The 23,651-nt window shown below is 71.1% G+C and carries 22 protein-coding genes and 2 pseudogenes; 8 read left to right on the top strand and 16 right to left on the bottom strand.

Annotation, left to right across the window (positions count from 1 at the left end; all coding sequences use genetic code 11):
* Positions 1-23: 23 nt before the first annotated feature.
* From AC07DO_RS12690 to AC07DO_RS12705, 4 genes are all read right to left on the bottom strand, one after another.
* The gene (locus AC07DO_RS12690; RefSeq protein ID WP_479059108.1) at positions 24-1,034 is read right to left on the bottom strand and encodes an endonuclease/exonuclease/phosphatase family protein; all 1,011 of its coding nucleotides are present in this window, start codon (positions 1,032-1,034) and stop codon (positions 24-26) included.
* A 128-nt stretch (positions 1,035-1,162) separates the two neighbouring features.
* Positions 1,163-2,002 carry a hypothetical protein gene (locus AC07DO_RS12695; RefSeq protein ID WP_479059110.1) on the bottom strand — a complete coding sequence of 280 codons (840 nt, stop codon included), beginning with the start codon at positions 2,000-2,002 and terminating at the stop codon, positions 1,163-1,165.
* A gap of 66 nt (positions 2,003-2,068) precedes the next feature.
* The gene (locus tag AC07DO_RS12700) at positions 2,069-2,917 is read right to left on the bottom strand and encodes an ABC transporter permease (RefSeq protein WP_479059112.1); all 849 of its coding nucleotides are present in this window, start codon (positions 2,915-2,917) and stop codon (positions 2,069-2,071) included.
* Positions 2,914-3,930 carry an ATP-binding cassette domain-containing protein gene (locus tag AC07DO_RS12705; protein WP_479059114.1) on the bottom strand — a complete coding sequence of 339 codons (1,017 nt, stop codon included), beginning with the start codon at positions 3,928-3,930 and terminating at the stop codon, positions 2,914-2,916. Before AC07DO_RS12705 ends, AC07DO_RS12700 begins: the two co-directional genes overlap by 4 nt.
* Before the next feature lie 157 nt (positions 3,931-4,087).
* Between AC07DO_RS12705 and AC07DO_RS12710 the strand changes: the two genes are divergently transcribed.
* Complete coding sequence (locus tag AC07DO_RS12710; protein WP_479059116.1) at positions 4,088-4,504, top strand: SH3 domain-containing protein; 417 nt, start codon at positions 4,088-4,090, stop codon at positions 4,502-4,504.
* A 66-nt stretch (positions 4,505-4,570) separates the two neighbouring features.
* Entirely contained in the window at positions 4,571-4,966 is a 396-nt protein-coding gene (locus tag AC07DO_RS12715) for a hypothetical protein (protein WP_479059118.1), read from the top strand.
* Here the strand turns inward: AC07DO_RS12715 and AC07DO_RS12720 are convergent.
* Both AC07DO_RS12720 and AC07DO_RS12725 read right to left on the bottom strand, forming a co-directional pair.
* Positions 4,951-6,402: an MFS transporter gene (locus tag AC07DO_RS12720; RefSeq protein ID WP_479059120.1), complete on the bottom strand. Its 1,452-nt coding sequence runs from the start codon at positions 6,400-6,402 to the stop codon at positions 4,951-4,953. The two genes, AC07DO_RS12715 and AC07DO_RS12720, sit on opposite strands and share 16 nt — an antisense overlap.
* Positions 6,402-7,697, bottom strand: a complete 1,296-nt coding sequence (locus tag AC07DO_RS12725) for an SGNH/GDSL hydrolase family protein (protein ID WP_479059122.1) — start codon at positions 7,695-7,697, stop codon at positions 6,402-6,404. The genes AC07DO_RS12720 and AC07DO_RS12725 overlap by 1 nt, the downstream gene beginning before the upstream one ends.
* 163 nt (positions 7,698-7,860) lie before the next feature.
* Here AC07DO_RS12725 and AC07DO_RS12730 point away from each other — a divergent pair, with 163 nt between their 5' ends.
* Complete coding sequence (locus AC07DO_RS12730) at positions 7,861-8,769, top strand: LysR family transcriptional regulator (protein ID WP_479059124.1); 909 nt, start codon at positions 7,861-7,863, stop codon at positions 8,767-8,769.
* Positions 8,770-10,339: 1,570 nt separating this feature from the next.
* On the opposite strand, the gene AC07DO_RS12735 is transcribed toward AC07DO_RS12730, so the two are convergent.
* On the bottom strand, positions 10,340-10,765 hold the full coding sequence (locus tag AC07DO_RS12735; RefSeq protein ID WP_479059126.1) for a DUF7144 family membrane protein: 426 nt from the start codon (positions 10,763-10,765) through the stop codon (positions 10,340-10,342).
* A gap of 146 nt (positions 10,766-10,911) precedes the next feature.
* Between AC07DO_RS12735 and AC07DO_RS12740 the strand changes: the two are divergent.
* Positions 10,912-11,761, top strand: a pseudogene (locus AC07DO_RS12740) (helix-turn-helix domain-containing protein).
* A complete protein-coding gene (locus tag AC07DO_RS12745) occupies positions 11,721-12,017 on the top strand; it encodes a DUF397 domain-containing protein (RefSeq protein ID WP_479059128.1) in 297 nt (98 codons plus the stop codon). The pseudogene AC07DO_RS12740 and the gene AC07DO_RS12745 overlap by 41 nt, the downstream one beginning before the upstream one ends.
* On the opposite strand, the gene AC07DO_RS12750 is transcribed toward AC07DO_RS12745, so the two are convergent.
* The 3 genes from AC07DO_RS12750 to AC07DO_RS12760 all read right to left on the bottom strand — a co-directional run bounded on the left by AC07DO_RS12750 (position 11,986) and on the right by AC07DO_RS12760 (position 14,764).
* Positions 11,986-12,960: an SGNH/GDSL hydrolase family protein gene (locus AC07DO_RS12750; protein WP_479059130.1), complete on the bottom strand. Its 975-nt coding sequence runs from the start codon at positions 12,958-12,960 to the stop codon at positions 11,986-11,988. The genes AC07DO_RS12745 and AC07DO_RS12750 overlap by 32 nt on opposite strands.
* 91 nt (positions 12,961-13,051) lie before the next feature.
* Complete coding sequence (locus tag AC07DO_RS12755; RefSeq protein ID WP_479059132.1) at positions 13,052-14,164, bottom strand: abortive phage infection protein; 1,113 nt, start codon at positions 14,162-14,164, stop codon at positions 13,052-13,054.
* 234 nt (positions 14,165-14,398) lie between these two features.
* A complete protein-coding gene (locus tag AC07DO_RS12760; RefSeq protein WP_268772424.1) occupies positions 14,399-14,764 on the bottom strand; it encodes a PH domain-containing protein in 366 nt (121 codons plus the stop codon).
* A 243-nt stretch (positions 14,765-15,007) separates the two neighbouring features.
* Here AC07DO_RS12760 and AC07DO_RS12765 point away from each other — a divergent pair.
* The 3 genes and pseudogenes from AC07DO_RS12765 to AC07DO_RS12775 all read left to right on the top strand — a co-directional run.
* Positions 15,008-15,172 (top strand): annotated as a pseudogene (locus AC07DO_RS12765) (MFS transporter); the annotation flags it as partial.
* Positions 15,173-15,251: 79 nt separating this feature from the next.
* A complete protein-coding gene (locus AC07DO_RS12770) occupies positions 15,252-15,473 on the top strand; it encodes a hypothetical protein (RefSeq protein ID WP_479059134.1) in 222 nt (73 codons plus the stop codon).
* A gap of 8 nt (positions 15,474-15,481) precedes the next feature.
* Entirely contained in the window at positions 15,482-16,405 is a 924-nt protein-coding gene (locus tag AC07DO_RS12775) for a hypothetical protein (RefSeq protein ID WP_479059136.1), read from the top strand.
* A gap of 68 nt (positions 16,406-16,473) precedes the next feature.
* Here AC07DO_RS12775 and AC07DO_RS12780 read toward each other — a convergent pair whose 3' ends face one another.
* From AC07DO_RS12780 to AC07DO_RS12805, 6 genes are all read right to left on the bottom strand, one after another.
* Positions 16,474-17,142 (bottom strand): DUF4232 domain-containing protein, encoded by a 669-nt coding sequence (locus tag AC07DO_RS12780; RefSeq protein WP_479059138.1) that lies wholly within the window; start codon positions 17,140-17,142, stop codon positions 16,474-16,476.
* A gap of 148 nt (positions 17,143-17,290) precedes the next feature.
* Positions 17,291-18,058: an ANTAR domain-containing response regulator gene (locus AC07DO_RS12785; protein ID WP_479059139.1), complete on the bottom strand. Its 768-nt coding sequence runs from the start codon at positions 18,056-18,058 to the stop codon at positions 17,291-17,293.
* 19 nt (positions 18,059-18,077) lie between these two features.
* The gene (locus AC07DO_RS12790; protein ID WP_479059141.1) at positions 18,078-18,941 is read right to left on the bottom strand and encodes a GAF domain-containing protein; all 864 of its coding nucleotides are present in this window, start codon (positions 18,939-18,941) and stop codon (positions 18,078-18,080) included.
* Positions 18,942-18,964: 23 nt separating this feature from the next.
* Positions 18,965-20,962 carry a CheR family methyltransferase gene (locus AC07DO_RS12795; protein WP_479059143.1) on the bottom strand — a complete coding sequence of 666 codons (1,998 nt, stop codon included), beginning with the start codon at positions 20,960-20,962 and terminating at the stop codon, positions 18,965-18,967.
* Positions 20,962-21,621 (bottom strand): chemotaxis protein CheB, encoded by a 660-nt coding sequence (locus AC07DO_RS12800; RefSeq protein ID WP_479059144.1) that lies wholly within the window; start codon positions 21,619-21,621, stop codon positions 20,962-20,964. The genes AC07DO_RS12795 and AC07DO_RS12800 overlap by 1 nt, the downstream gene beginning before the upstream one ends.
* 176 nt (positions 21,622-21,797) lie before the next feature.
* The gene (locus AC07DO_RS12805) at positions 21,798-23,612 is read right to left on the bottom strand and encodes a bifunctional metallophosphatase/5'-nucleotidase (RefSeq protein WP_479059146.1); all 1,815 of its coding nucleotides are present in this window, start codon (positions 23,610-23,612) and stop codon (positions 21,798-21,800) included.
* Between the last annotated feature and the right edge of the window lie 39 nt (positions 23,613-23,651).

Here is a 23,651-nt window from a genome sequence, read left to right on the forward strand (position 1 = left end):
CGTTGCTTGCCCCGGCCGGCGGATCAACGCTCTGTTTCGGCTTCGTGCAGGGTGAGTGTGACGACGAGGGCGCGGTGGTCGGTGTTCCCGATGTCCAGGAAGCGGGCGTCGCGGGCGGAGAAGCCGGGCGTGGCGAGGACGTGGTCGATCTGCGCGCCGAGCGGGGCGGGGGCGGCGGCGGGCCAGCTCGGGGTGCGGGAGGCGTTGGCGAGGCGGGCGGCGTCGCGGAGCCCTTCGTCGAGGACCGACCGGAACGCCGCGTGGTCCTGGGTGGCGTTGAAGTCCCCGGCGATGATGGTGGGCGCTCCGTTTCCGGCGGCGGCGTACTCCTGGATGCCGCGGAGCTCGGACTGCCACAGGTCGACTCCGCGCGGCACGGGCGGCATGGGGTGCGCGAGCTGGACCCGTACGTCGTGCCCGTCCACGTCGGCGACGGCGCCGGGCATGCCGAGGGTGCCCTCGACGCCGTCCGCGCTCTTCAGCGGCATCTTGGCGAGGATGACGGAGCCCTCGGCGCCGGACGCCTCGACGGACGCGCGGTGGGGGTAGTCGGAGCGGGGCAGCTCTTTGCGGAGCAGCGCGGAGCACGCGAAGTCGCACTCCTCGACGAAGAGCAGATCGGGCCGCTCCTCACGGACGGCGTCGATCAGCCCTTCCGTGCCGCCCCCGAACTCGACGTTGGACGTCAGCACCCGCACTTCGGCGACGGCGGGCCCGCTCGGCGAGTCGGTGTTCCCGTACGGCTCGACGTACCAGGCGACCACCCCCAGCACGACGACCCCCCACAGCATCCCGACCCTCCACCGCGCGAGCACGGCCATCAGCAGCCCGGCACCGGCGGGCACGAGCAGCCACGGCAGGAACGCGAGGATCTGCGGCACGGGAGTGACCCCGTCGGAGTCGGCCACACGGAACCCGACGACGACACTGACCCCGGCAAGGAGCAGCCCGGCCCCCCACGCCGCAACCCGCCCCACCCGCCGCCGCGGCTCGGGCGGGCCGGTCACCTCTTCGACCCCGGACCCAACGGTCACACCGCCCGCGCCGTCCAAGAAGCCACCCCTCTCACCACCACCACCGAGATCCCACATCCCGCCTGCCCGCATCCTCCCCCAGAGACGGGACACACCGGACGACGGTTGCCCGCGGGCCGATCGACAGGTCAGGTGCGGCGGCGCATGCGCGGTCCCAGCCATGTCGCCGCCGCGACCAGCACCGTCACTCCGATGATCACCCACGCCGTCACCCGGAGCGTCTCCGTCAGGGCGTCGTAGACCGCGCCCGCCGCGTCGTGGGAGATGTCCGTGGGGAGGTCGTCGAGGGTGAGGGCGCGGCCGATCGCCACCGCGGCGGCCAGGATCGCCGCGCCGAGTGCCATGCCGAGGGCCGTGGCGAGGACCGCTCCGCGGCGGCGGGTGGCGAGGAGGATGCCGGCGGCGGCCAGGATCGCCGCCGCGACCGCGGGCCAGACGCCCGCCACCTGCAGCGCGTGGAAGCTCTTCCACAGCCAGCCGAGGTCCTTGGACTGGAGGACCGTGATGTCCGTGTGCTTCACGGGGATCTTCGACGCGAACGGGACGCCGTCGTCCACCAGTTGCTGCTTGACCTGCTGGGTGATGGGCGCGAGGTCGATGGTGACCTCGCCGTTCGAGTCGTCGTTCAGGGCCGACTGCACGGCGTCGTGCGCCGCGCGGTTCGCCGCGTTCCAGGCCGTCTTGTACGACGCCGTCTCCGTGAACGACCCCACCGCGTCCCGTACGAACGACTCGACCGTGCCCTGGAGCGGGCCCACGTCGATCTCCTTCATCACCGAGCCCGTGACCTGGTCGGCGACCGCCGCCCGCACCGCCGGGTCGGAGGCGAGCGGCGCCATCGTGGCGACGTAGCTGTCCCGGTCCCCGATCTCGTACTTCGCCCAGATGGAGAGCACGCCGAGCGGAACCAGGACGCAGGCGAGGACCAGGAGGGCGACGGACAGCGGACCGCGGACGGATTTCGGCACGCCTCCCAGGCAAGACCCCGGTCACGCGGGGCGCGACCGGGGTGACTGCATATGGGGCAACAGCGCCTACTTACGGTTGTACAGACGCATCGTCACCGGCCCGAACACCGCCACGAGCAGCAGCGCCCAGCCGAGCGTCCACGCCAGCTCCGTCGTCGGCGACGTGCCGTCCATCAGGGCGCGCACCGCCGACGAGCAGTGGGTGATGGGGTTGTTGTTGACGAACACCTGGAGCCAGCCCGGCATCGTCTCCGGCTTCACGAAGATGTCGCTGAGGAACGTCAGCGGGAAGATCACCATCATGCTGACGCCCATCACCGACTTCTCGGTGCGCAGCAGCAGCCCGAACATCGTCCAGATCCACGAGAACGCGAAGGAGAAGACGAGCAGGACCGCGATCCCGGCCACGACGCCGACGAAGCCGCCGTCCGGGCGGAAGCCCATGATGAGGCCGACGGTCAGGATGACGACCGACGCGATGGCGTAGCGCAGGGCGTCACCCAGGAGATAGCCGACCATCGTCGACGGACGCCAGATCGGCAGCGTACGGAAGCGGTCGAAGACGCCCTTCTCGATGTCGGTGTTGACCGAGACGCCCGTATACATCGTGATCATGACGACGGACATCACGAGGATGCCGGGCAGCAGGTACTGGATGTACTCGGACGGGGAGCCCGCGAGCGCGCCCCCGAACAGGTACGTGTACATCAGCACCATCATGATCGGGAACGCCGTGACGTCGAAGAGCTGCTCCGGCACGTGCTTGATCTTGAGGATGGCGCGCCAGCCGAACGTGAGGCAGGCCGACAGCGCGGTGGGCCGGGGCGGCCGCTCGGTGGCGATGAGGAGCTCGGCGAGGGACTCGGTCCTGACGGGCGCGAGCTCCTGCGCCTCGGTGGTGGCTGCGGTGCTCATGCCGTGGCCTCTTCCTTCAGGTCGGCGGGGGTCTGGTGGGAGGCGTCCGTGCCGGTCAGGGCGAGGAACACCTCGTCGAGGCTCGGCTGGCCCAGCGAGAAGTCGTCGACGGTGATCCCGGCGCGGGCCAGCTCCGCCAGCGCCCGCGACGCCTGCTCGGCGGCGCCGCCCCCACCCGGCCCGGCGGCCCCCCCGTCCGTCCCCACCCGCGCCGTCAGCGCGACCGGGTCCGGCTCCCGCTGCACGTGCGCGTCGAGCACCGCGGCGAGGAGCCCCGCCGCCTCCTCGCGCCGCGCGGCCTCCCGCAGCCGCACGTGCACCGAGCCCGCGCCGACCGACGCCTTGAGCTCGCCCTTGGTGCCCTCGGCGATGACCTTCCCGCGGTCGATGACGGCGATCCGTGCCGCCAACCGGTCGGCCTCGTCGAGGTACTGCGTGGTGAGGAGGACCGTCGTGCCGTGGCCGACGACCGCGCGCACGATGTCCCAGACCTGGTTGCGGCTGCGCGGGTCGAGCCCCGTCGTCGGCTCGTCGAGGAACAGCAGGTCGGGGGTGTTCAGGATGGACGCGGCGATGTCGATGCGCCGCCGCATGCCGCCCGAGTAGTTCTTCACCTGCCGCGCCGCCGCCTCCGTGAGCCCGAACGCTCCGAGCAGCTGCCCGGCACGGCCGCGCGCCGCCTGCTTGGAGTGGCCGGTGAGGCGGCCGAGCAGGATCAGGTTCTCCAGGCCGGTCAGGTCCTCGTCGACCGACGCGTACTGCCCGGTCAGGCTCACCCGGCTGCGTACGGCGTCCGCCTCGCGCACGACGTCGTGTCCAAACACGTGCGCCTCGCCCCCGTCGGGCCGCAGCAGGGTGGCGAGCATCTTGACCGCCGTGGTCTTGCCCGCCCCATTGGGTCCCAGTACGCCGTAGACCGTGCCGGCCGGGACGGTGAGGTCGATGCCGTCGACCGCGCGGTTGTCGCCGAAGGTCTTCACCAGACCCGCGGTCTCGATGGCCATGCTGCTCATGTCCGCCCGCCTTCTCACAGGAGCAAGAGGTAAAGGATTCGTCATGAGGGCAGACCGGGGCCGCCCCGGAAACTCATCGATTCCGGCGTGGGAAAGCTTCCGGTGGAGCGCTCGGCCGATCGGGTGTTACCTGGATGAGGGGGCGAGGAGGCTGATCATGCGAATCGCTCTGGGCGTCGCGGCGCTGCTGACCTTCGGAACCGTTGCGGCCACCGCCACCGCTACCGCCGCTCCCGCCCACAACAACGACAGTCCCATCTGGGGCACCGTCGTCTCGGGCCCGGACCTGAAGGTCAGGGACGAGCCGAGTACGCACGGCAGGATCCTGGCGAAGATGCCGTACGGCAGCGAGGACCGCGTCAAATGCGCGGTACGCGGCATGTCCGTCCACGGCAACCCGCACTGGTACTGGCTGGAGGGCGAACGCGGCTGGGTGAGCGCGGAGTACGTCGACACGGGCGGCCGTCACGTGCCGAGCTGTGGTTCGTCGTCCGAGGACCCTTGCCCGCAGTGGCGCGACAGGGACCACCGAGACCACCAGGACTGCGACCCCTGCGCACACCACAACCACTGACCTCTGACCGCTGCTGCTCTCCGACCACTGACGTCTGTCGTCCGACGTACGGCGAAGGGAACCGTCATGGCTCACACCGCACCCGTCCACTACGCGCCCCGCGCCCGCACGACCCCGGCCTCCGCGTCCCGCTGGGCGGGCCTCGCCCTGCTCGCGGGGGTCGTCTACGGCCTCTGGGCCTGCGCGATCCGGCGCGACGGCGGGCCGATCACCACCGGGAACGTCATGTTCGGCGTGGTGACCGGCTTGGTGTTCGCCGCCGTCATGTTCGCCCTGCACCGCCTCGCGCCCTCGCTCCCGCGCGAACCGCGCGCGCTGTCCTGGACGGCGGTCGCGGGCATCGCGTTCGGCTTCCTCTACAGCCTGGGCGGGGCGAGTGTGCTGCGGTCCACCGTGATGGCGCTGGTGGTCGCGGCGGGTGTCTTCGCGGTGCTGTTCTACCGCTACTACACGACCGAGTGACCCCGGGCCTTCCCCGGCCCGCCGCCGAGCCGGTGCGCCACGAGCAGTGAGGCGGCGAGCACCAGACCCGAGTTGACGGCGACCGCGACGCCGACCCCGGACAGGACGCCCTGCGGATCCACGCGGCCTCCTGTCCGGGCCGCCACGATCGCGCTCATCACCGGGATGCCGAGCGTGATGCCGACCTGCTGGGTCATCGTCGCGAGACCCGTCGCCAGGCCCTGCTCGGAGTCGGCGACCCCCGACGTGGCGGTCACCATGAAGCCCACGATCACCAGCATGTTGCCGACGCCGCCCACGAACGCCGCGGCGAGCAGCAGAAGCACCCAGCCGCCCGACGTCCCCAGGGCGACCAGCGACACCGTGGCGGCCGCCTGCACCGCGCCCCCGCCGAGGATCGCCGCCCGTCCGCCGAACCGGGTCACGGTCCGGCCGCCGAGCAGCCCGCCGACCACCGTGCCGACGCCGAGGACGCCGAACGCGAGCCCCGTGGCGAGAGCGGAGTAGCCGAGCACTTCTTGCAGGTAGAGCGTCATGAGGAAGACCAGCGAGGTCTCCGTGGCGAAGGCGATCAGACCGGCCGTGTTGCCCCAGACGACCGAGCGGCGCCGCATGATGCGCACGGGCACGAGTGGCGCGGGCGAGCGCTGTTCCACGAACCGGAAGGCGACGAGCAGACCCGCGCCCGCGAGCAGCGCGCCGAGCGCGAGGGGCTCGGTCCAGCCGCTCTGACCGGCCCGCGTGAGCCCGTAGACGAGGGCCAGCAGACCACCCGTGACGGTGACCGCGCCCGGCAGGTCCAGACGGTGCTTGCACACGATCCGCGAGTCCGTCAGAAGGGCCGGCGCGAGGGTGACGACGGCGGCCGCGACGGGCACGTTGATGAAGAACGCCCAGCGCCAGGAGAGCAGTTCGGTGAGGAGCCCGCCGAGTACGGCGCCGGCGGTGAAGCCGGCGGACATCAGCGCGCCGTTGAGGCCGAGGGCCCGGTCCCGCAGCGGCCCCTCACGGAACGCGGTGGTGAGCAGCGCGAGCCCCGCCGGGGTGACGGCCGCCGTGGCCAGTCCTTGCAGCACCCGCGCCGTGAGCAGAACCTCCGGCGTGGTGGCGAGACCGCCGAGGGCCGAGGAGAGGCCGAGCAGCGCCATGCCGCCGACGAAGAGCCGTTTGCGCCCGAAGAGGTCGGCGATCCGGCCGAAGAGGAGCGTGAATCCGGCGGCAGCGAGCGCGAAGGAGGTGGCGATCCACTGGAGGTCGCCGAGGGCGAACCCGAGCCCTTCCCCGATGACCGGAAGCGCGACGTTCAGGATGGAGAAGTCCACGGCGATCATGAACTGGGAGCCGAGGAGAAGGGCCAGAACGAGCTTCTGCCGCCCGGTCAGAGCCTGGGGCGCGACCACGGTCGTGGCCGTGGCCGTGGCCGTGGTCGTGGTCATCACAGGGTCTCCAGGTCCACCGCGCGGGCCATGGCCCGGTAACCCGCGTCGTTCGGGTGCAGGTGGTCGCCGCTGTCGTACGCGGGGGCGATGCGCTCGGGGTCCTTCGGGTCGGCGAGGGCCTTGTCGAAGTCGACGTACGCGTCGTACTCGCCGGAGGTCCGTACCCACTGGTTGAACGCGTCGCTCACGGCGGCGGCGTGCTTGCCGTAGTGGTCGGAGCCGCCGAGGGGGAGGAGGGTGGCGCCGACGACACGCACGCCCTTCGCACGCGCCTCCCGTATCAACGCCCGGTGACCGTTGATGAGTTCGCGGGCGGAGACGACCGGGGCGGGCTTGTACGTGGGCTTGTCGGTCTCGCTGAAGCCGATGTCGTTGAGGCCTTCGAGGACGACGACCGTGCCGACGCCGGGCAGGTCGAGGGCGTCGCGCTCGAACCGGTTGGCGCTCTTCTCGCCGTACCAGGCCGAGTCGTTGAGGACCATGTTGCCGCCGATGCCGGAGTTGAGGACGGGGCGCGGTTTCCCCGCCTTGTCGAGGCGTTCGGCGAGCGCGTCGGACCAGCGGCGGTCGCGGTCGGTGGAGGACGCGAACCCGTCGGTGATGGAGTCGCCGAAGAGGACGACGCCGTCGCGCCTCGCCGGGGCCCGGGAGTCGCCGACGTCCACGCCGGAGAGGTAGTACCAGGACTCCGTGGATTCGCCGAAGGCCCGGCCGTCCGCGTCGGAGGTGTGGTTCCCGTCGGCGCGGTAGCTGGTCGCGAAGGACTGGGCGTGGAAGGTGGCGGGCCCGGTCGTACCGGAGAGGTGGAGGGTGACGGTGACGGTTTCGAAGGGTTCGAGCTCCAACCGGGCGGTATCGCTGCGGAGTTGCCCGTACGCGGGAATGGTGACGCCCGTCCTTCCACCAAAGGTGAGCGGCGTGAGCGCCCCCTTCTCCACGGCCGCGCCCTTCCGCGTGCGGGCGATCGTCGCGCTCTCGATCCGCAGCGGCGAGCTCCCGTACGCGTTGGAGAGCCGGATGCGGGCTCTGTCGCCGCCTTCGGTGACGCGGACGACCTGGCGGAGTGTCTGGTCGTCGAAGCCGGCCTCGGACCAGTTGGGCTTGAAGCCGGTGCTGGGGCGCTGCGGGGAGGCGGCCCACGCGGCGGTCCAGGAAGCCTCCTTGCCCTGGCTCCGGCTCTGGCTCTGGCGCGCGGGGGAGGCCTGGGCGCCGGTCACGGCGAGACCGGCGGTCAGCGCGAGCACGGCGGCGGTGGCAGTGGTCGCGAGGGTCGTGCGGGCACGCGAAATCATCGGATACTCCAGGTCGTTGAGGGGTCGCAGAGGGAGGGCGGCCGTTCGGCGGGCCGCCGTCCTGACTCCTCAAAGATCCGCCGATCGCGGTCCCCCATCAACGGCGATCTGTGGAACGATCGACACGCTCAGGCTTATCGATGCAGGTCACAGGGGGTATGCGGTGGAGCGGCAAGAGCTGGAGACCTTCTTGACCCTGGCCGAGGAGCTGCATTTCGGCCGCACGGCGGAGCGTCTGCTGCTCTCGCAGGCCCGGGTCAGCCAGACGCTGAAGAAGCTGGAGCGCAAGATCGGTGCCCCGCTCTTCGAGCGCACGAGCCGTGTGGTGCGGATGTCGCCGCTGGGGCGTCAGCTGTACGACGATCTGGCGCCGCTCCACAAGGAGATGGAGGCGGCGGTGGCCCGCGCCAAGGACGCGGCGCGGGGCGTCGGCGGCGAGCTGAACGTCGGCTTCCTCGGCGCGGGCGCGGGCACGCTGACCGCCCCGATCCTGACCCTGTTCCGGGAGCGCAGCCCGGGGGTCGAGGTACGGATGCGGGAGACCCAGTTCCAGGATCCGCTGGGCGCGCTGCGCGGCGGCGAGATCGACCTGCTCTTCACGTGCCTGCCGGTGCGTGAGCCGGATCTGACGGTGGGCCCCGTCGTCATCAGGGAACCGCGCCTGCTCGCGGTGCCGCTCGGCCACCCGCTGGGCGGACGGGCCTCCGTCTCCCTGGAGGAGCTGGCGGGTGAGACGTTCTTCGGCGTCGTCAACGGCGCGCCCGCGTACTGGTGGGACTTCCACGTGCCGCCGCGCACGCCGAGCGGCCGCGAGATCCGCCGGGGCCGGGCGGTGGCGTCCTTCCAGGAACTGATGACGCTCGTCGCGGCGGGACAGGGCATCTCACCGGTCGTCGCGTCCGTGGAGAAGTACTACGCGCGACCCGGCGTCACGTTCGTCCCCCTGGACGACGTACCGTCCGCCGATGTCGCGCTGGTCCACCGCGCGGCGGGAACGAACGCACGGGTGGAGGGGTTCATCCGGGCGGTACGGGATGCGGTGGAGGCGAACGGGGGGCCTGCGGCGTACTAGGGCGGGGCGGGGCCGGGCCGGGGCCTTCGGTGGGCCCGTACCGGATGGGCACCGGGGCCGCCCGGTTTTTCGCGGAGTGTGGCGGTTCCGGGCCGGGAGTAAAGGGCGCTCCGCTGCGCTGCGCGTCGGCTGCGCCGATTCCGCTGCGCTCCACCCTTGACTCCCGTCCCTGCACCGCACGCAGACCTTGACCCGGACGGCCAGGGGTGGGGGCGACGGGGCCGCTGGGATGGGTCATCCCCTCTCGCTGCCGGGTGCGGACCGGTCCAACGTGGGCGGCCGCCACGGTAGCGGCCACGCCCACCGCGCGGCCTCGCCGCTCGGGTCATCACCTTTCGCGGCCGGGTGCGGACCGGCCCAACGTGAGTCGTCCCCACGGTTCGGGGTGGGTCATCGGCTTTCGCTGCCTGGTGCGGACCGGTCCAACGTGGATGGCCGCCACGGTTCGCGGCCATGCCCACCGCGCGGCATCGCCGCTAGGGTCATCACCTTTCGCGGCCGGGTGCGGACCGGCCCAACGTGAGTCGTCCCCACGGTTCGGGGTGGGTCATCGGCTCTCGTTGCCGGGTGCGGTCCGGTCCATCGTGGGTCGCCCCCACCGCAGGCGCGCGGCGGTCCCGCTGCTCGCACCATCTCCTTTCGCTGCCGGGTGCGGATCGGTCCAAGGTGAGTCGGTCTCACGGTTGGGGGCCGGGTGGGGCACCGGGGACGGCTGGGTGTGTGTGCGGCGATCGCCACGGTCGAAGTGCCACCGGACCCGCCCCCCTCCGGCACCTACTTCCGGAAAGTTGCGAACCGTTCCCTCGCGCGCCCCCTCTCACCTCCCGCGCGCCGCCATCCACGTCACGGATCTCGCGCATCTGACACAGCAAACCGGCACAGCAGGGGCGCATTGCGGCTGGCCGGGGGGCGTGCGGCGAATGCGTTCGCAACTTTCCGGAAGTAGGTGCCGGAGGGGGTGGCCCGAGCCGGCCGTCTCCTTCCCGCCCACCACCCCATCTCGCGCGTTCGACGGGGCAAGCCCGCATGCGAGGGGGCGCGTGGGGCTTGGCAGGGGGCGCGCGGTGAATGCGTTCGCAACTTTCCCAAAGTAGGTGCCGGGAGGGGGCGGCCCCGGCCGAGGGCAGCAACAGCACATCGACCATCGCTCCCGCCCACGTTGGACCGGTCCGCACTCGGCAGCGAGAGCGGGTGACCCACCCCGAACCGTGAGGACGACTCACGTTGGGACGGGCCGCACCCGGCAGCGATAGCCGATGACCCGAGCGGCGAGGCCGCGCGTCTGCGGTGGGGGCGACTCACGTTGGACCGGTCCGCACCCGGCAGCGAGAGGGGATGACCCATCCCAGCGGCCCCGTCGCCCCCACCCCTGGCCGTCCGGGTCAAGGTCTGCGTGCGGTGCAGGGGCGGGAGTCAAGGGTGGAGCGCAGCGGAATCGGCGCAGCCGACGCGCAGCGCAGCGGAGCGCCCTTTACTCCCGGCCCGGAACCGCCACACTCCGCTAAAAACCGGGCGGCCCCGGTGCCCATCCGGTACGGGCCCACCGAAGGTACCGTGCGGACCACCGACTTCAGGGGCCCGCGACGTCGGAACGGTCGTTGCAGAGCGCCCAGATCACGAAGACGCCGATCGCGATCGAGATCAGCGCCCAGACCGGCGTGTACGGCAGCCACAGGAACTGCGCCACGATGGCCAGCGCGGCGAGGGCGACGCCGGTCGCCTTGGCCCAGCTCGCACCCTTCAGGATCCCCCAGCCGACCACGGCCACGAGGATGCCGAGCACCAGATGGATCCAGCCCCACGTGGTCAGGTTGAACTTGTAGACGTAGTCCCCGATGCGTTCGTAGACGTCGTCCTTCGCGATGCCTGCGATGCCCTCGAAGATCCCGAGAATGCCGTTCACCATCATCAGGACACCGGCGAACATCGTCCCGCCGGACGCCCACGGGGACTCGACGGCGGCGTGCTTGTGGTGGGGCTCGTGCGACGTACTCATGGTCCACCCCTTCTTCTGTCGGGGACGGGGCTCACAGCGTGTGACGCGCACCGGGGGGCAGCGAGTGGGGCGGGGCCGAACGGGTGACGTGACCAGTTCTGTGATTCAGGTCACCTGTGTGCGTACGGATGACTACGCTGAGCTACATGGTCAAACTTCGCGACCTCGACCCCAGTGCGTCCCCCTTGGACTACTACGGCTCGGAACTGCGCCGCCTGCGCGAGGCGGCGGGCCTCAGCCAGTCGCAGCTGGGTTCGTGCGTCTTCGTCACGGCGTCCCTGATCGGCCAGGTCGAGACGACGAGGAGGGTGCCGACGAGGGACTTCTCCGAGCGGGTGGACGCGGCGCTGGGCACGGACGGTCACTTCTCGCGGCTGGTGGGCCTGGTGCTGCGGAGCCAGTTGCCCTCCTGGTTCCAGGCGTACGCGGAGATGGAGGCGCGGGCGAGCTTCATCTCCACGTACCAGGCCCAGGTGGTGTACGGCTTGTTGCAGACGGAGCCGTATGCCAGGGCAGTGCTCGGAACCGAACGTCCGGAGAACCTCGATGAGCTGGTGGCGGCACGACTTGAGCGCCAGCGCGTACTGGCGAGGGCCACCCCGCCTGCGCTGTGGGTGATCCTCGACGAGGCCGCGCTGTACCGGGAGGTGGGCGGCCGGGACATCATGCGGGACCAGCTCAACCACTTGTTGAGCTTCCATGATCACAGATGGGCGCAGATTCAGGTGCTGCCCTTCTCAACGGGCCAACACTGTGCGACACGCGGGTCCTTCAACCTCCTGACTTTCGATGGCGACCCAGACCTGTTCTATGCCGAGAGCTACGACGTCGCGCACATGACCGCCAATTCGCAAAGTGATCAGGGAGCGTTCGTTCGGTTACGCTCGCTTGCAGGCCGCTGCGCTCTCCGTGGAGGACACGGCGGTGCTGATCGCCCGCGTAATGGAGGAGCGCTATGGAGTTCAACCAGAGTCTGGCGAAGGTGCAGTGGCGTAAGTCGTCCTATAGCGGCAGCGGAGGCGGCGACTGCATCGAGTGCGCCCCCCTCAGTGGCGCCACATGGCGTAAGTCGACGTACAGCGGATCCAGCGGCGGCGAATGCATAGAACTCGCCCAAGCCCAGTGCAACGGAACCGTCGCCATCCGCGACAGCAAGAACCCCCAAGGCCCCGCCTTCACCGTCACGGAAGCCGCGTTCACGCGTTTCGTGGCCGCCACCGTCAGCGGAGATCTGCACGAATCCTCTCGGTGATCACCGAGGTCAGCCGCCGGATGCCCGGCGAACGCACCGGGCAGGGCCGGGACTTGGCCGTGGTGGGCGCCAGACAGAAGTGCAGGTAGTCCTTGTCGCGGTGGAGAGCCGTGAGCCCCGCACCCGGCTCCGTGCAGTACGCGGAGTGCTCACGCTCGTACGCCGTGCAAGGGAGCTTCTCCACCCATGTGTACCGGTCCGCGCCCGGCGCCACCGCCTTGCCCGCGTCGGCGACGAGGCCACCCGAGGCGCGGGCCTGCGCCTCGTAGATCGCGTTGACGCGCCGCACGCGGTCGGGCGTGATCGGGTCGGGGCCCTGGAGGACCCACACGACCCGCACGCGCCCACCCCCCGCGCCCCGGATCTGCGAGGCGAGCCGCCGCGCGTCCGCCGCGTACCGGTCGAAGTACTTCTCGCGCTGCTTGTCGTACGTGATGCCGTCCATGCACGGCGTGTAGCCCCACGCGTTGCCCCAGAACTGGAGGACGACGTAGTCGGGCCGCTGCGCCCGCACGAGGGCGGCGGCCTTGTCCTTGTCGGGGACGAGGGAGTCGTCGCCCGTGCCGTCGAGGTAGTCGCAGAGGGTCGTTCCCGAGTAGGGCGCGCTGCGGTACCGCGCACCGAGGCGGTCCTTGAGCTGCGCGCCCAGGACGTCCTGGTTCTCCATGGCGAGGGAGTCGCCGAGGTAGAGAACCTTGGGCGCGGGCTCGTCCGGGGCATCCGAGGCATCCGGCGCGTCCGGGGCGTCCGGCGCGTCCCTGGCGGCCCGCTGCCGCGTGGTGGGAGACGGCGGCGCCGACGGCTCGGAAGGCGCCGCGCGACCCGTCGCGTCGGGGAGGTCGGCCGGTGCCGCGTCCCCGGACCCGGGGTCCCCGCAGGCGCCGAGCAACAGCAGCCCGGCGAGCACCCCCGCGCTCCACAGACCGCGCTTCCGCTTCCGCATGCGGCAACTCCCGCCCCAGACAGCCGAAATGGCCCTCAGGCAAACACATGGGCGACGGGGAGGGAAGCCCTCCGTGCGCCAAGCAGTGCGGTTACCGGCGCTCCGACCGCGCGAAGCGGTGGGCCAGCGCGTGGAAGGACTCCTTCGGCTCCCAGTGCCAGGGGGACTCGGGGTCGTCGGGGCGCTTGCGGAGCGCCTTGGTGAGGCCGTAACTGGCCACGTCGAGATCGTGACGAGGCGAGTCGGGCCGGTGCGGCAGCTCGGGGCTGACGAACTGGTAGACCAGCGCGGCGTGCAGGTTCATGGACTCGAAGACGTCGAAGACGTCGGAGAGATAGGCGGCCTGCGCGCGCTCACTGCGCTTGAGGTCGCCGGTGACCTCCGGAGGATCCGCCGTGTAGTCGATGGATTCGTACCAGCCCATGCCGCCGTCCTGCGGAGCCCCTTCGTACGTGCAGGAGCCGCACTCCGTGATGGCGACGGGCTTGCCCCAACGGGTGTGCGGGGAGAGGTCCTTGACGTAACTGCGCGTGTTGCCGTGGTAGCCGTAGTAATTCACGCTGACGACGTCGAAGAGGGACCAGTCGACGTCGTCGTCGTGGGCGGCACCGTAGGTGAGGGGCCCTCGGAAGACGCGTCGCCCGGTCTTCGCGGCGAGCCCGACGAAGCGTCGCAGCTCCCGGACCATCCGCTGCGGATCGTAATTTCCCTTGAGGATGTTCTGGACCCGCTCCAGCGCGTCGTCACCCGGCACGATCCCGGGCACGAACAGCACGAACTCGCACCCGACGCTGAGGTACACACGAGCCCCTTGGCGCCGCATGCGTTCGGCGTGCCGGCCGATCTCGGCGAGATGGTCGAGGATGTCCCGCTCGGGCACGTCGGCGAGGCGCGGCTGGAGCCAGACGTGCAGCCCGCGCTCGGCGGCCTCGGAGGCGGTGGCGGCGAGGCGCTCGACGCCGGTGCCGTATACGGAGACGGAGTTGGCGTGCAGCTGATGCCGGACGGCGCGCAGATCACGCCGCATGCGTTCCGCACTCCACGCGGTGGCGGGCCCGCCCCCGTCCCCCACCTCGTAACAGACCCCGCGATACCGCAGCCCCCGCCGGGCGTTCGCCCCGTCGACGGCCGCCGCACCCGTACCGGTGGCGGCGGCGGCCTCCCCGGCCCCCGCCGGCGCCCCGCTGGCGACCGCGGCCCCCACCGCCGCACCCCCCACCAGAAACCGCCCCCGACTGATCCCACCGACGTCGTCCCGCACAGCGCCTCCCGTGATCCCGAACCGGCGGCGGCCCCAACCGCCGCCGTCCGGTGATCCCGAGCATGCCGATGAGCGCGGGGCGCGCTCATCGGACTTTGGTCTACGCGTGGTGGCCGAAGGTCTGCGGGGACGGGTCCTACGGATGACCCGTCAGCGGGCCACGAACCGGGTCGGCGGTCAGCGGGCCACGAACTGGGTCAGGATGGCCTGGACCTCGTAGATGTCGACGCCCTTCGTGAACGTCTTCTGCATCGGCGTCGGATTGCCGGAGACCCAGATCTTCAGCTCCGCGTCGAGGTCGAAGTGGCCGGCCGTCTCCACGGCGAAGTGCGTGATGCTGCGGTACGGCACCGAGTGGTACTCGACCTTCTTGCCGGTGATCCCCTGCTTGTCGACCATGATCAGTCGACGGTCCGTGAACAGCATGGTGTCGCGTATCAGCGTGTACGCGGCGTGCACCTGCTCGCCGTGCCCGAGCAGACGCGCGTACTCGTTCTGCGCCTTCATCGGGTCTACGGTGTGCGCGTTTCCGAACAGTGCCATGTCAGGCCCCCCTTGGTGGATCCACAGCGGATCTCCAGCCCCGCAGGCCGGGTGGAATGCGGGATCTTGACACTGTACGGGTGCGAGTGGGGCCGAGTCGAAGGTCTGTGCGACAGGGCGGGGCGGAGTGGGGCGGGAGCCCGCGCTCAGGCGGGCGGGAGGCGCTCCGGGGGCAGCGCGACGCCCCGCGCGAACGCCTCGGCGTAGGCGCTCTCGCCGAGCGCCCACGTTACGGCGCGCCGCGTCCGCGAGGCCCTCCAGGGAGAGGACGGCGGCGGCACTCCCACGCTCCTCCAGACCGCGGCGGGCGGTGCGGTGGACGCGGCCGGCGCGGTGGACGCGGCCCAGGCCATGCTGGTCACCCTGTGGAACGTCGCCATGGCGGGCGGCGGAGTCTTCGGCGGCATCCCGCGGGCACGGCTTCCCGGTACGCAGGTCGGGGAACCCCGTCCGGGAAACGCGCGTCTCCCACGACAGAGACAGGGGGATGCCGATGATGATCGTGCTGCTGAGCATCGTCATGACGGTCGTGGCCGCCGGGCTGGGAGCGGTCATCTGGGCGGCCCGGGGCGGTCCGCGCTGGGTCCACGGCGTGGCGGAGGCGACGCTGGTCACCACGGAAGTGGTCACCGCCGCGAGGAAGAAGAGCGGCCGGGGCGGCATCAGCAGCGGGAGCAACTCCGGCGACGCGGGCGACTCGGGAGACTGAGGCGGGCCATGGCCGACACGACCGAGTCCGACCCCGTTGCCGAGCGCGCCCCCGACGCCGAGCCGGACCCCGTTGCCGAGCGCGCCCCCGACGCCGAGCCGGACCCCGTTGCCGAGCGCGCCCCCGACGCCGAGCCGGACCCCGACGCCGACCCCGCCCCCGATGCCGAGCCGGACCCCGACGTCGAGCCGGACCCCGATGCCGAGCCGGACCCCGATGCCGACCCCGATGCCGATGCCGAGCCCGCCCTCGACGCCGACCCCGAGCCCGACCCCGAGCCCACGACGGCGACCGAAGCCCAGTGGCTCGCGACCCAACGCCCGTCCCGCATCCGCGAGGTGCAGGCCGGGCGGCTCGCGTGGACCCGGGTCGACCTGCTCGACGTCGAGGAGGGCGGCGCCCGCGCGCTGCGGGACGCCCTCGAAGTCTTTGGCGTCCAGGTCACCTACGTACCGGTGGGCCAGCCCCGCCACCTCGTCGCGGCCCTGGGCGGCTCCGGTCGCGCCACCGCCACCGCCACCGTCACCGTCACCGTCACCGGCCCCGCCCCCGTCGCCCCCTACGTGATCATCGCCTGCCACGGCGACGAAGGCCGCATCCTCATCCCCGAACTCGCCCCGGAGATGGCCCGGTTCCAGCCGTTCAACGGCGCGATGGGGCCGGCCGAGGTGCGCGCCCACGTCAGCCTCCCCGGCAGCGTCGTCATCCTCACCGGCTGCGACACCGGCGACCCGGAGCTCGTCGACGCGTTCCTCGACGCGGGCGCGAGCGCCTGCGTAGCCCCCAGGGGAGCCCCCTTCGGCTACGCGAGCCTCTTCGCGCCGCTGTTCCTCTTCTACGAGCTGACCGAGCTCCGTACGTTGGAGGAAGCCGTGGCCCACCTCCGCGCACACGACGACGAGCTCTCCATGTGGCACATCCGCACCCGCTGACCGCCAGCTCCGAGGACGGGCCGACTAGAAGTCGACTAGAAGCCGACGAGACGCCGACTAGAAGTCGACTAGAAGTCGTCCGCGCCGTTGCGCAGCTCGTACGTCCAGTAGCCGGTCAGCGCCTTCGCCGGGTCGACCGCGATGCCGCCGCTGCCCGGGGCCCTGACGGCAGCCATGCCGCCGCCGCCCTGGAGCGTCACCTGGAAGGCCGAGACGGGCTCGTTGTTCTCGTCGACGCCGCCGTCCGACACCCTGACCAGCGCGTACGCGGGGGCGCCCGCCTTCAGGACGACGGGGGACGCGGGCTTGCTCTTGGCGACGGCCGGCACGTCCTGCTTGTGGCTCTCCAGGAACTGGATCTCCGGGAAGCCGGTCATCTTGCAGCTGTGGCCCGACGTGTTCTTCGCGGTCAGGACGATGTGGGTGTAGGGCGGGCCGCCGTGGCGCGCGGCGCTGATGGCGACGTCCTTGGTGGTGCAGACGGGCGCGTCGGCCGCGGCGGCCCGCTTCCCGCCGGGCTTGGCGGCGATGGTGGCGCCCGCGGCCTCGACGTCGTGGGACGCGCCGACGGAGACCGTGGTCTCACCGCCCGCCACCGTCGCCCCCGCGGGCTCCGCGGCCTTCGTGTCGGAGCCGCTCCCGCAGGCGGTGAGGGAGAGGGCGAGCACGGCGGCGCCGGTCGCGGCGAGAACGGTGGAGCGGCCGAGAACGGCGGCGCGGCTGCGGAACGTACGCATGGGAATTCCCCCGGGAGTGATGGTGCAGCGGGGCGCTACGGCTCTCCGGTCTCCGAGCACAGCGTCTCTGAGAACCAGCGCCCCACCTGCTGACTTGCTGACACACACCACTCTGACCGGCACCGCTCACGTTCCACTGCCGTACCGCTCACGTCCCGCTGCCGTGCCCCTGCGGACCCCGGTCGGTGGGATCGGTCAGCGTCGGATCCGCCTCCCCGTCGATCACCTCGCGCGCCACGTCGTTCAGCAGTCGCCGCTGGGACCGCGCGTGCGACCGCAGCGCGTCGAAGGCGTCGTCCATCGTCAGCGACCTGCGCGTCGCGAGCACGCCCTTCGCCTGCTCGATGAGGACGCGGCTGGTCAGGGCCCGCTCCAGCTGGCTGGTGAGCGTCCGGCCCTGCTCGGCCTCCTGCGCGCGGTGCAGCGTGACAGCGGTGAAGTCCGCGAGGGACCGGCCAAGCGCCCGCGCCTCGGGTGAGGGGACGTCCCCTTGGTCGGAGAAGAGGACGAGCGCCCCGAGCGTGCGGGTGGGCACCTGCAGAGGGAGAGCGCTGACGTGGGTGTGGCCCAGCGCCAGGGCGCCCGGGGTGTAGCGGGGCCAGCGGTGCCTCGTCGGGGCACCGGCGAGGGGCAGGGGCGCCATGAGGTGCGCGTCGGTGCCGGGCGGGCAGTGGCCGGGGCCCTCCTGCCAGGAGAGCGCCTCGCGCTCCAGGCGGGTCACATCGGGATCGGAACCGCTCGCCTGCGCCTTCTCCCGCCCGCCCGGCGTGTACACCACGGACGCCGCGCGCACCCGGAGCAGGGTCGGGCTGCGGTACGCCAGAATCGCGAGGGTTTCGGGTACGTCCGGTGAGCCTTCCGTCGCGCTGCCGGCCAGGGCCACGAACACGTCGGCCAGCTGCTGTTGGGGCGTCATGCCGAGCTCCTCATGAAATTTAGAGATACGGGTCTCGGTTCAGGATCCGCCGGGCGATGGCAGCGGTCGTCGTCTCGTCGGCGAATGCCCGGGCCTTGATCAGTGCCAGTGCGTCGGCGATGCCGCAGCCGACCCGCACGGAGAGGACGCCCGCCGCCTGCTGGACGGTCTCCCTGTGGTCGGTGCCTCCGTACAGCTCCGGGTCGGCGTCCGGCCCGAGCAGCACGATGCGGGTGAGGGCGGCCGTGACCTCGGCCAGGTCCGTGGAGCCCAGGAGGCCCGTGCGCGGGTCGAACACCGCGAGGGAACCGAAGCAGCCGCCCTGCGTCTCCAGGGGGACGGCGAGCACCGACGTGAAGCCCATGGAGGTGAGCGCGGGGCCGTACCCGGGCCAGCGCCGCTCGATCTGCCCACCCGCCGAATGGACCGGGCGACGCTCGTACGCCGCGTCGCGGCACGGGCCCTCGCCGAGGACGAACTCCAAGTCCTGGGCCGTCAGGGCGGATTCGTCGGACACCGCGACCGCCAGCTGGTTCTGGGCGGAGTCGACCAGGGTGATCGCGGCGCTGTTCGTGCCCAGCGCGTCCGCCACGCCGGTCATGAAGCGGGGCCGGGTCCCTCTGCCCCGGACCCACGCCGACGTGCGGTCCGCGAAGGCGCCGTGCAGGGCGGCGGAGGAGCGGTGGCAGGCCGCCGTCCGCCGGTGCGTGTCGGCGATCTGCGCGTGCAGCTCGGCGCCGTCGGGATCGGGATCGGACGACGCGAGACGTTCGTGCCGTGCGGCCGCGGCCGCGGCCCGCTCCGCCCGCTCGAGCGCCCGGTCGGCACGCCCTTGTGCGGTCGCGGCCAGACCGAGGGCTTCGTCGTACCCCTGCGGCTCCATATCCGAAGCGTACGCCCGCGGCGTCAGTCGGAGGAGGGAATGCGGCTCTCTTCCATCATGAGGACCACACCGCCGTTGTGCCCGTCGAACGGGGAGCAGAAGATGTCACACGTGATGGGCCTCCCGATCCGGCTCAGGGCGTGCACGGGCATCGGCCCGGTGCGCTGACGGCTCTGGAGACACTGCTGCACCAGGGGCCTCAGCTCTTCCGTCGGCAGCCCGAAGTCCAGGTCGAAGAAGACCTGGTCGACGACTTCGTCGCTGCGCAGACCCCACAGGTCGACGGCGCCCCGGTTCCAGCTCTTGACCCTCAGCTTGCTGTCCAGCACCACCACGCCCGCCGCGATGCTCGTGAGCACGGCCTCCAGGAACGCCCTGGCCTCGTCGAGCTCCTCGGTGCGGATGCGCATCTCGTCATTCATGGTCTCCAGTTCCTCGTTGCCGGACTGGAGTTCCTCGTTCGTGGTCTCCAGCTCCTCGTTCGTGGACTGGAGCTCTTCGTTGGTGGTCTCCAACTCCTCGATGCTGGACTGGAGTTCCTCGTTGGTCGTCTCCAACTCCTCGTTAGTCGACTGGAGTTCCTCGTACGCCGTCTCCAGGTCCTCGCGTACGCGCTTGACCTCGGCCTTCAGCTTTGTGGCCACGGTGACGTCGGTGAAGGAGATCATGGTCGCCACGTGCAGGCCGTTGGGCCCGGAGAGCGGCTGGATGAGGATGTCGAGGTATTGGATCTCCTCGCCGGCCCGCCGCTCCACCCGGTTGACCCGCAGGGTCCGGCGCTCGTGCGTGGCCTGGTCGATGAGGGAGCGCAGCTCGACCGGCCGGTAGGAGATCTCCAGGTCCTGGAAGGGACGGCCCACGTCGTTGGAGCTCAGCCCGAACTGGATCCTCGCCTGACTGTTGATCACCACGACGGCGCCGTCGCCGTCGATCGCGATCCACGGGATCGGCCCGGCGTCGAGGACCAGGTCACGCAGCTGCCGGGTGCGCGCCACGGAGTGCAGTTCGAGGCCCGAACTGCTCCTGATCTTCAGGGGCGCGGGCTGATAGGGCAGACCCGCCTCGCCTGTACGCCGACGGAAGACGCGTTGCCGCATGTCCGCCACCTCGAAACGCTCGGCGTCGTTCAGGAGCATCTCGGCCTTGCCGAGGAAGAGGAACCCGCCCTGGCGCAGGGCGAAGTGGAAACGGTCGACGATCTGCGTCTGCGCCTCGACGTTGAAGTACATCAGCGTGTTCCGGCAGATCAGCAGGTCGAGCCGGGAGATCGGGGCGTCACGGGTGATGTCGTGCCGCCCGAAGATCACCCGGCGGCGCAGATCGGCGCGGAAGCTGAGCTGCGCGCCGTTCGGCTCGAAGTACTTGTCCCGCAGCTCCGGGGAGAGCGGCTCCAGCGACTTCAGCGGATACAGCCCCGACCTGGCCTCGCGCAGCGCCTCCTCGTCCACGTCCGTGGCGTAGATCTTGACGCGGCGCAGACACTCCTCCAGGCCCAGCGCCTCCGCGAACATGATGGCCAGCGAGTACGCCTCCTCGCCGCTGGAGCAGCCGGCGCTCCACACCCGGATCTCCTGGTCGGGCGTAAGGTCCGCGATCAGTTCGGGGACGACCTCGCGCTGCAGGAAGGTCCAGGCTTCCGGGTCCCGGAAGAAAGAGGTGACGTTGATCAGGATCGTGTTGAACAGAGCGCTGAATTCGTCGGCGCTCGTCTCCAGGAGGTCCTGGTAGTCCTGGTACGAGTCGATGCCGACGTCGTACATCCGCTTGTGGATACGGCGTCCCAGGGTGGAACGCTTGTAACCGGTGAAGTCGAACCCGCGCGCCTCCCTGATGAAGAGCAGCAGCTCCTCGAGGGCTTCGTTGGTCTCGCCTTTCGACGAATCCGGCCGTCCCTCCTGACGCCCCTCGGGCCGTCCCTCCTGACGCCCTTCTCCACGGCCCTCCTGCCGACCCTCGGGGCGAGGCTCTTTGCGGGATTCCTTCCGAGGCTCGTGGCGCGGTTCTTTGCGAGATTCGTTCATCACTGCCCCGTGGCGTCGAGAAGTCCGCGGACGACCGCCGCGATCTCCTCAAGAGGTAGCACGAAATCCACCACGCCCGTATTCAAGGCCGCCTGGGGCATACCGGAGAAGTCCGCGGTCCGCGGATCCTCGACGATCACGGTCCCGCCCCGCGAATGCACGGCTTCCACGCCCATCGCCCCGTCCACGCCGGTCCCGGTCAGCACGCATGCGATGGCACGCGGCCCGTAGAACGCGGCGACCGATTCGAAGAGGAGGTCGGCGGAGGGGCGTACGAAGTGGACCAGCTCGGCGTCGGAGAGCGTCAGGTCCCCGTCCGCGCCGATGAGCAGGTGGCGCCCGGGTGGCGCGATGTGGACGGTGCCGGGGACCGGCTTCTCCCCGGCCTCCGCGAGTTTGACCGGGAGATCCGTACGCCGGTTGAGGACGTCGGCGATCACGGTCCGGTGCCTCGGGTCGAGGTGCTGGACCACGAGCACCGGCACGGGCAACTCCGGACCCAGCGCCCCCAGGAGTTCGCTCAGCCCCTGGATGCCGCCCGCGGACGACGCGACGGCGACGACGGCGTACGGACCCGTGAAGGCCCGGCCGACGGCGGGGTGGTCGGCGTCGGGCCGGTGGGCGTCGGTCCGGTGGGCGTTGGGCTGGGAGGCCGTCACGTACCGAGCCTATCGGAGTCCGGCCCGCCGGGAGAGGGATGAAAGTCGCCGATGAATATGACGGGAGGTGCGCGATGACGTGCTGTGCCGTGCTGTGCCGTGCCGCCTGTCCCGTGCCGCCTGTGCCGTGTGCTTGTGCCGTGCGCTTGTGCCCTGCTCTCATGCCGTGCCTTCGGCTACCCGGCGAGGAAGGTGATCCGGCCCGGGGCGGGCGGGTCGAGGGGAGCGTCCGGCGCGGAGTTGTTCTCCAGGTAGTGCACCAGCGCGTCGAGGTCGGTCACCGAGCCACCGTCGCGCTCCGTCCCCTCGGTGAAGGTGGAGAAGCCGTTGCCCCCGTTGGCGAGGAAGTCGTTGACGGTCACCCGGTACTTCCTGTCGGCCCGCACCCGCTCCCCCGTCACCTGCACGGTCTCGGTCAGCAGCCGCGCCGCACCGGAGCGCCCCATGTCGACCGAGTACTTCAGCGCGGAGGACAGCTGCAGGAACCGCGGCTCGTCGGCATTGGCACCGGAGAACTGCTCCTTGAGTACGGCGAGCAGCTGCTCCCCGGTGAGCGTCATGGTCACCAGCGGCGTCCCGAAGGGCTGCGTACGGAACGCGTCGGCGAAGGTCACGGCACCGTCGCCCTTGCGGACGAGATCGGCACGCATGCCTCCCGGGTTGAGGAGGGCCAGCTCGGCACGCTCCCCGCGGGTGGCCTCCACCTGCGCGTCGGCGAGCAGGCTGCCGAGGGGTGTCTCCTTCTCCTTCGACCCCCGGCCCGGCAGGTCGGCGGAGATGTGCCCGACGGTCCGGTCGGCGACCTTCGCGGACCGCGCGCGCCACGTCTCGACGAGCTTGCGCATCGCGGGCTGCTTCGCGCTGTCGGCGGGCACGACGCGGTTCCGGGCGGTCACGGACTTGCGTACGACATCACCGTCCGCACCGAGACGGAACCGCAGATCGGTGAAGGACCGCCCAAAGGAATCGGCCTGCGTCACGGAGCGGGGCGCGCCGGCGGGATCGGTGACCGTGCACTCGTACGAGTCGTGCGAATGCCCGCTGACGATGAGGTCGACGGCGCTCGGCGTCCGCTCGGCGATGCCCTTGATCCGCCCCCGGAGCCGGGACCCGGGCCCGTCGGCGTCGCAGTCACCGCGCCCGGCGACACCGTTGGCGGCCTCGCCTTCGTGCACGAGCAGCACCTGGGCATCGACCCCGGCGCGCCGCAGCTCCTCCGAATACCGCTTCACGACAGGAACCTCGTCATGAAACTCGAGATCACGCACTTGGGAGGCGTTGACGGCCTGAGGGGCGTCTTTGGTGACGACCCCGATAAACCCGATGCGCTGCCCACCGGCCAGCGTCTTGACCGCGTACGGCTTGAGCAACGGCTCACCGTCCCCCGCACGGGTCACATTGGCCGCGAGATACGGAAAGTCGGCCCCGTCGTACTTCCCCCCGGGCGCGCACCCGTCCTCCGGATGACACCCACCCCGAGCCATCCGCTCCAGTTCCCTGGGCCCCTCGTCGAATTCATGATTCCCGACGGAACTGACATCGAGCCCGAGCCGCTCCAGAGCCTGAACGGTCGGCTCGTCGTGGAACAGCGCGGACAACAGGGGACTCCCCCCGATCATGTCCCCGGCCGCCACGGTCAACGACCTCCGCTGCCCGCCCCGAGCCTTGCCGACAAGCCCCGCCAACTGCGCCATCCCCCCGGCCTGCACACTCTCTTTCCCTCCCCGGCGCTGCACCCGCCCGGCGGCCCCTTCGACGGGATCGAGGTTCCCGTGCAGATCATTGAGCGCGATGAGCTGGACGGGGACGCCGGCGCGGGGCGCGGGGGCACCGGTGCGAGGCGCGGAGGCGGCACTCGACGAGCCCGGCACGCAGAGCGCCACACCCGCGGCGACTGCGACACAGGCGAGTGCGGTGCGCTTGAAGGCGGTGTGCCGGGAGGGGCCGGCGACGACGGAGGACGCGGGAACACCCGAAGCGGATTGAGTCACGCTGCGAAGCTACGAACTCCCGATTCGAACACCTGCGGG

This window comes from Streptomyces sp. NPDC045678 (genome assembly GCF_056432085.1).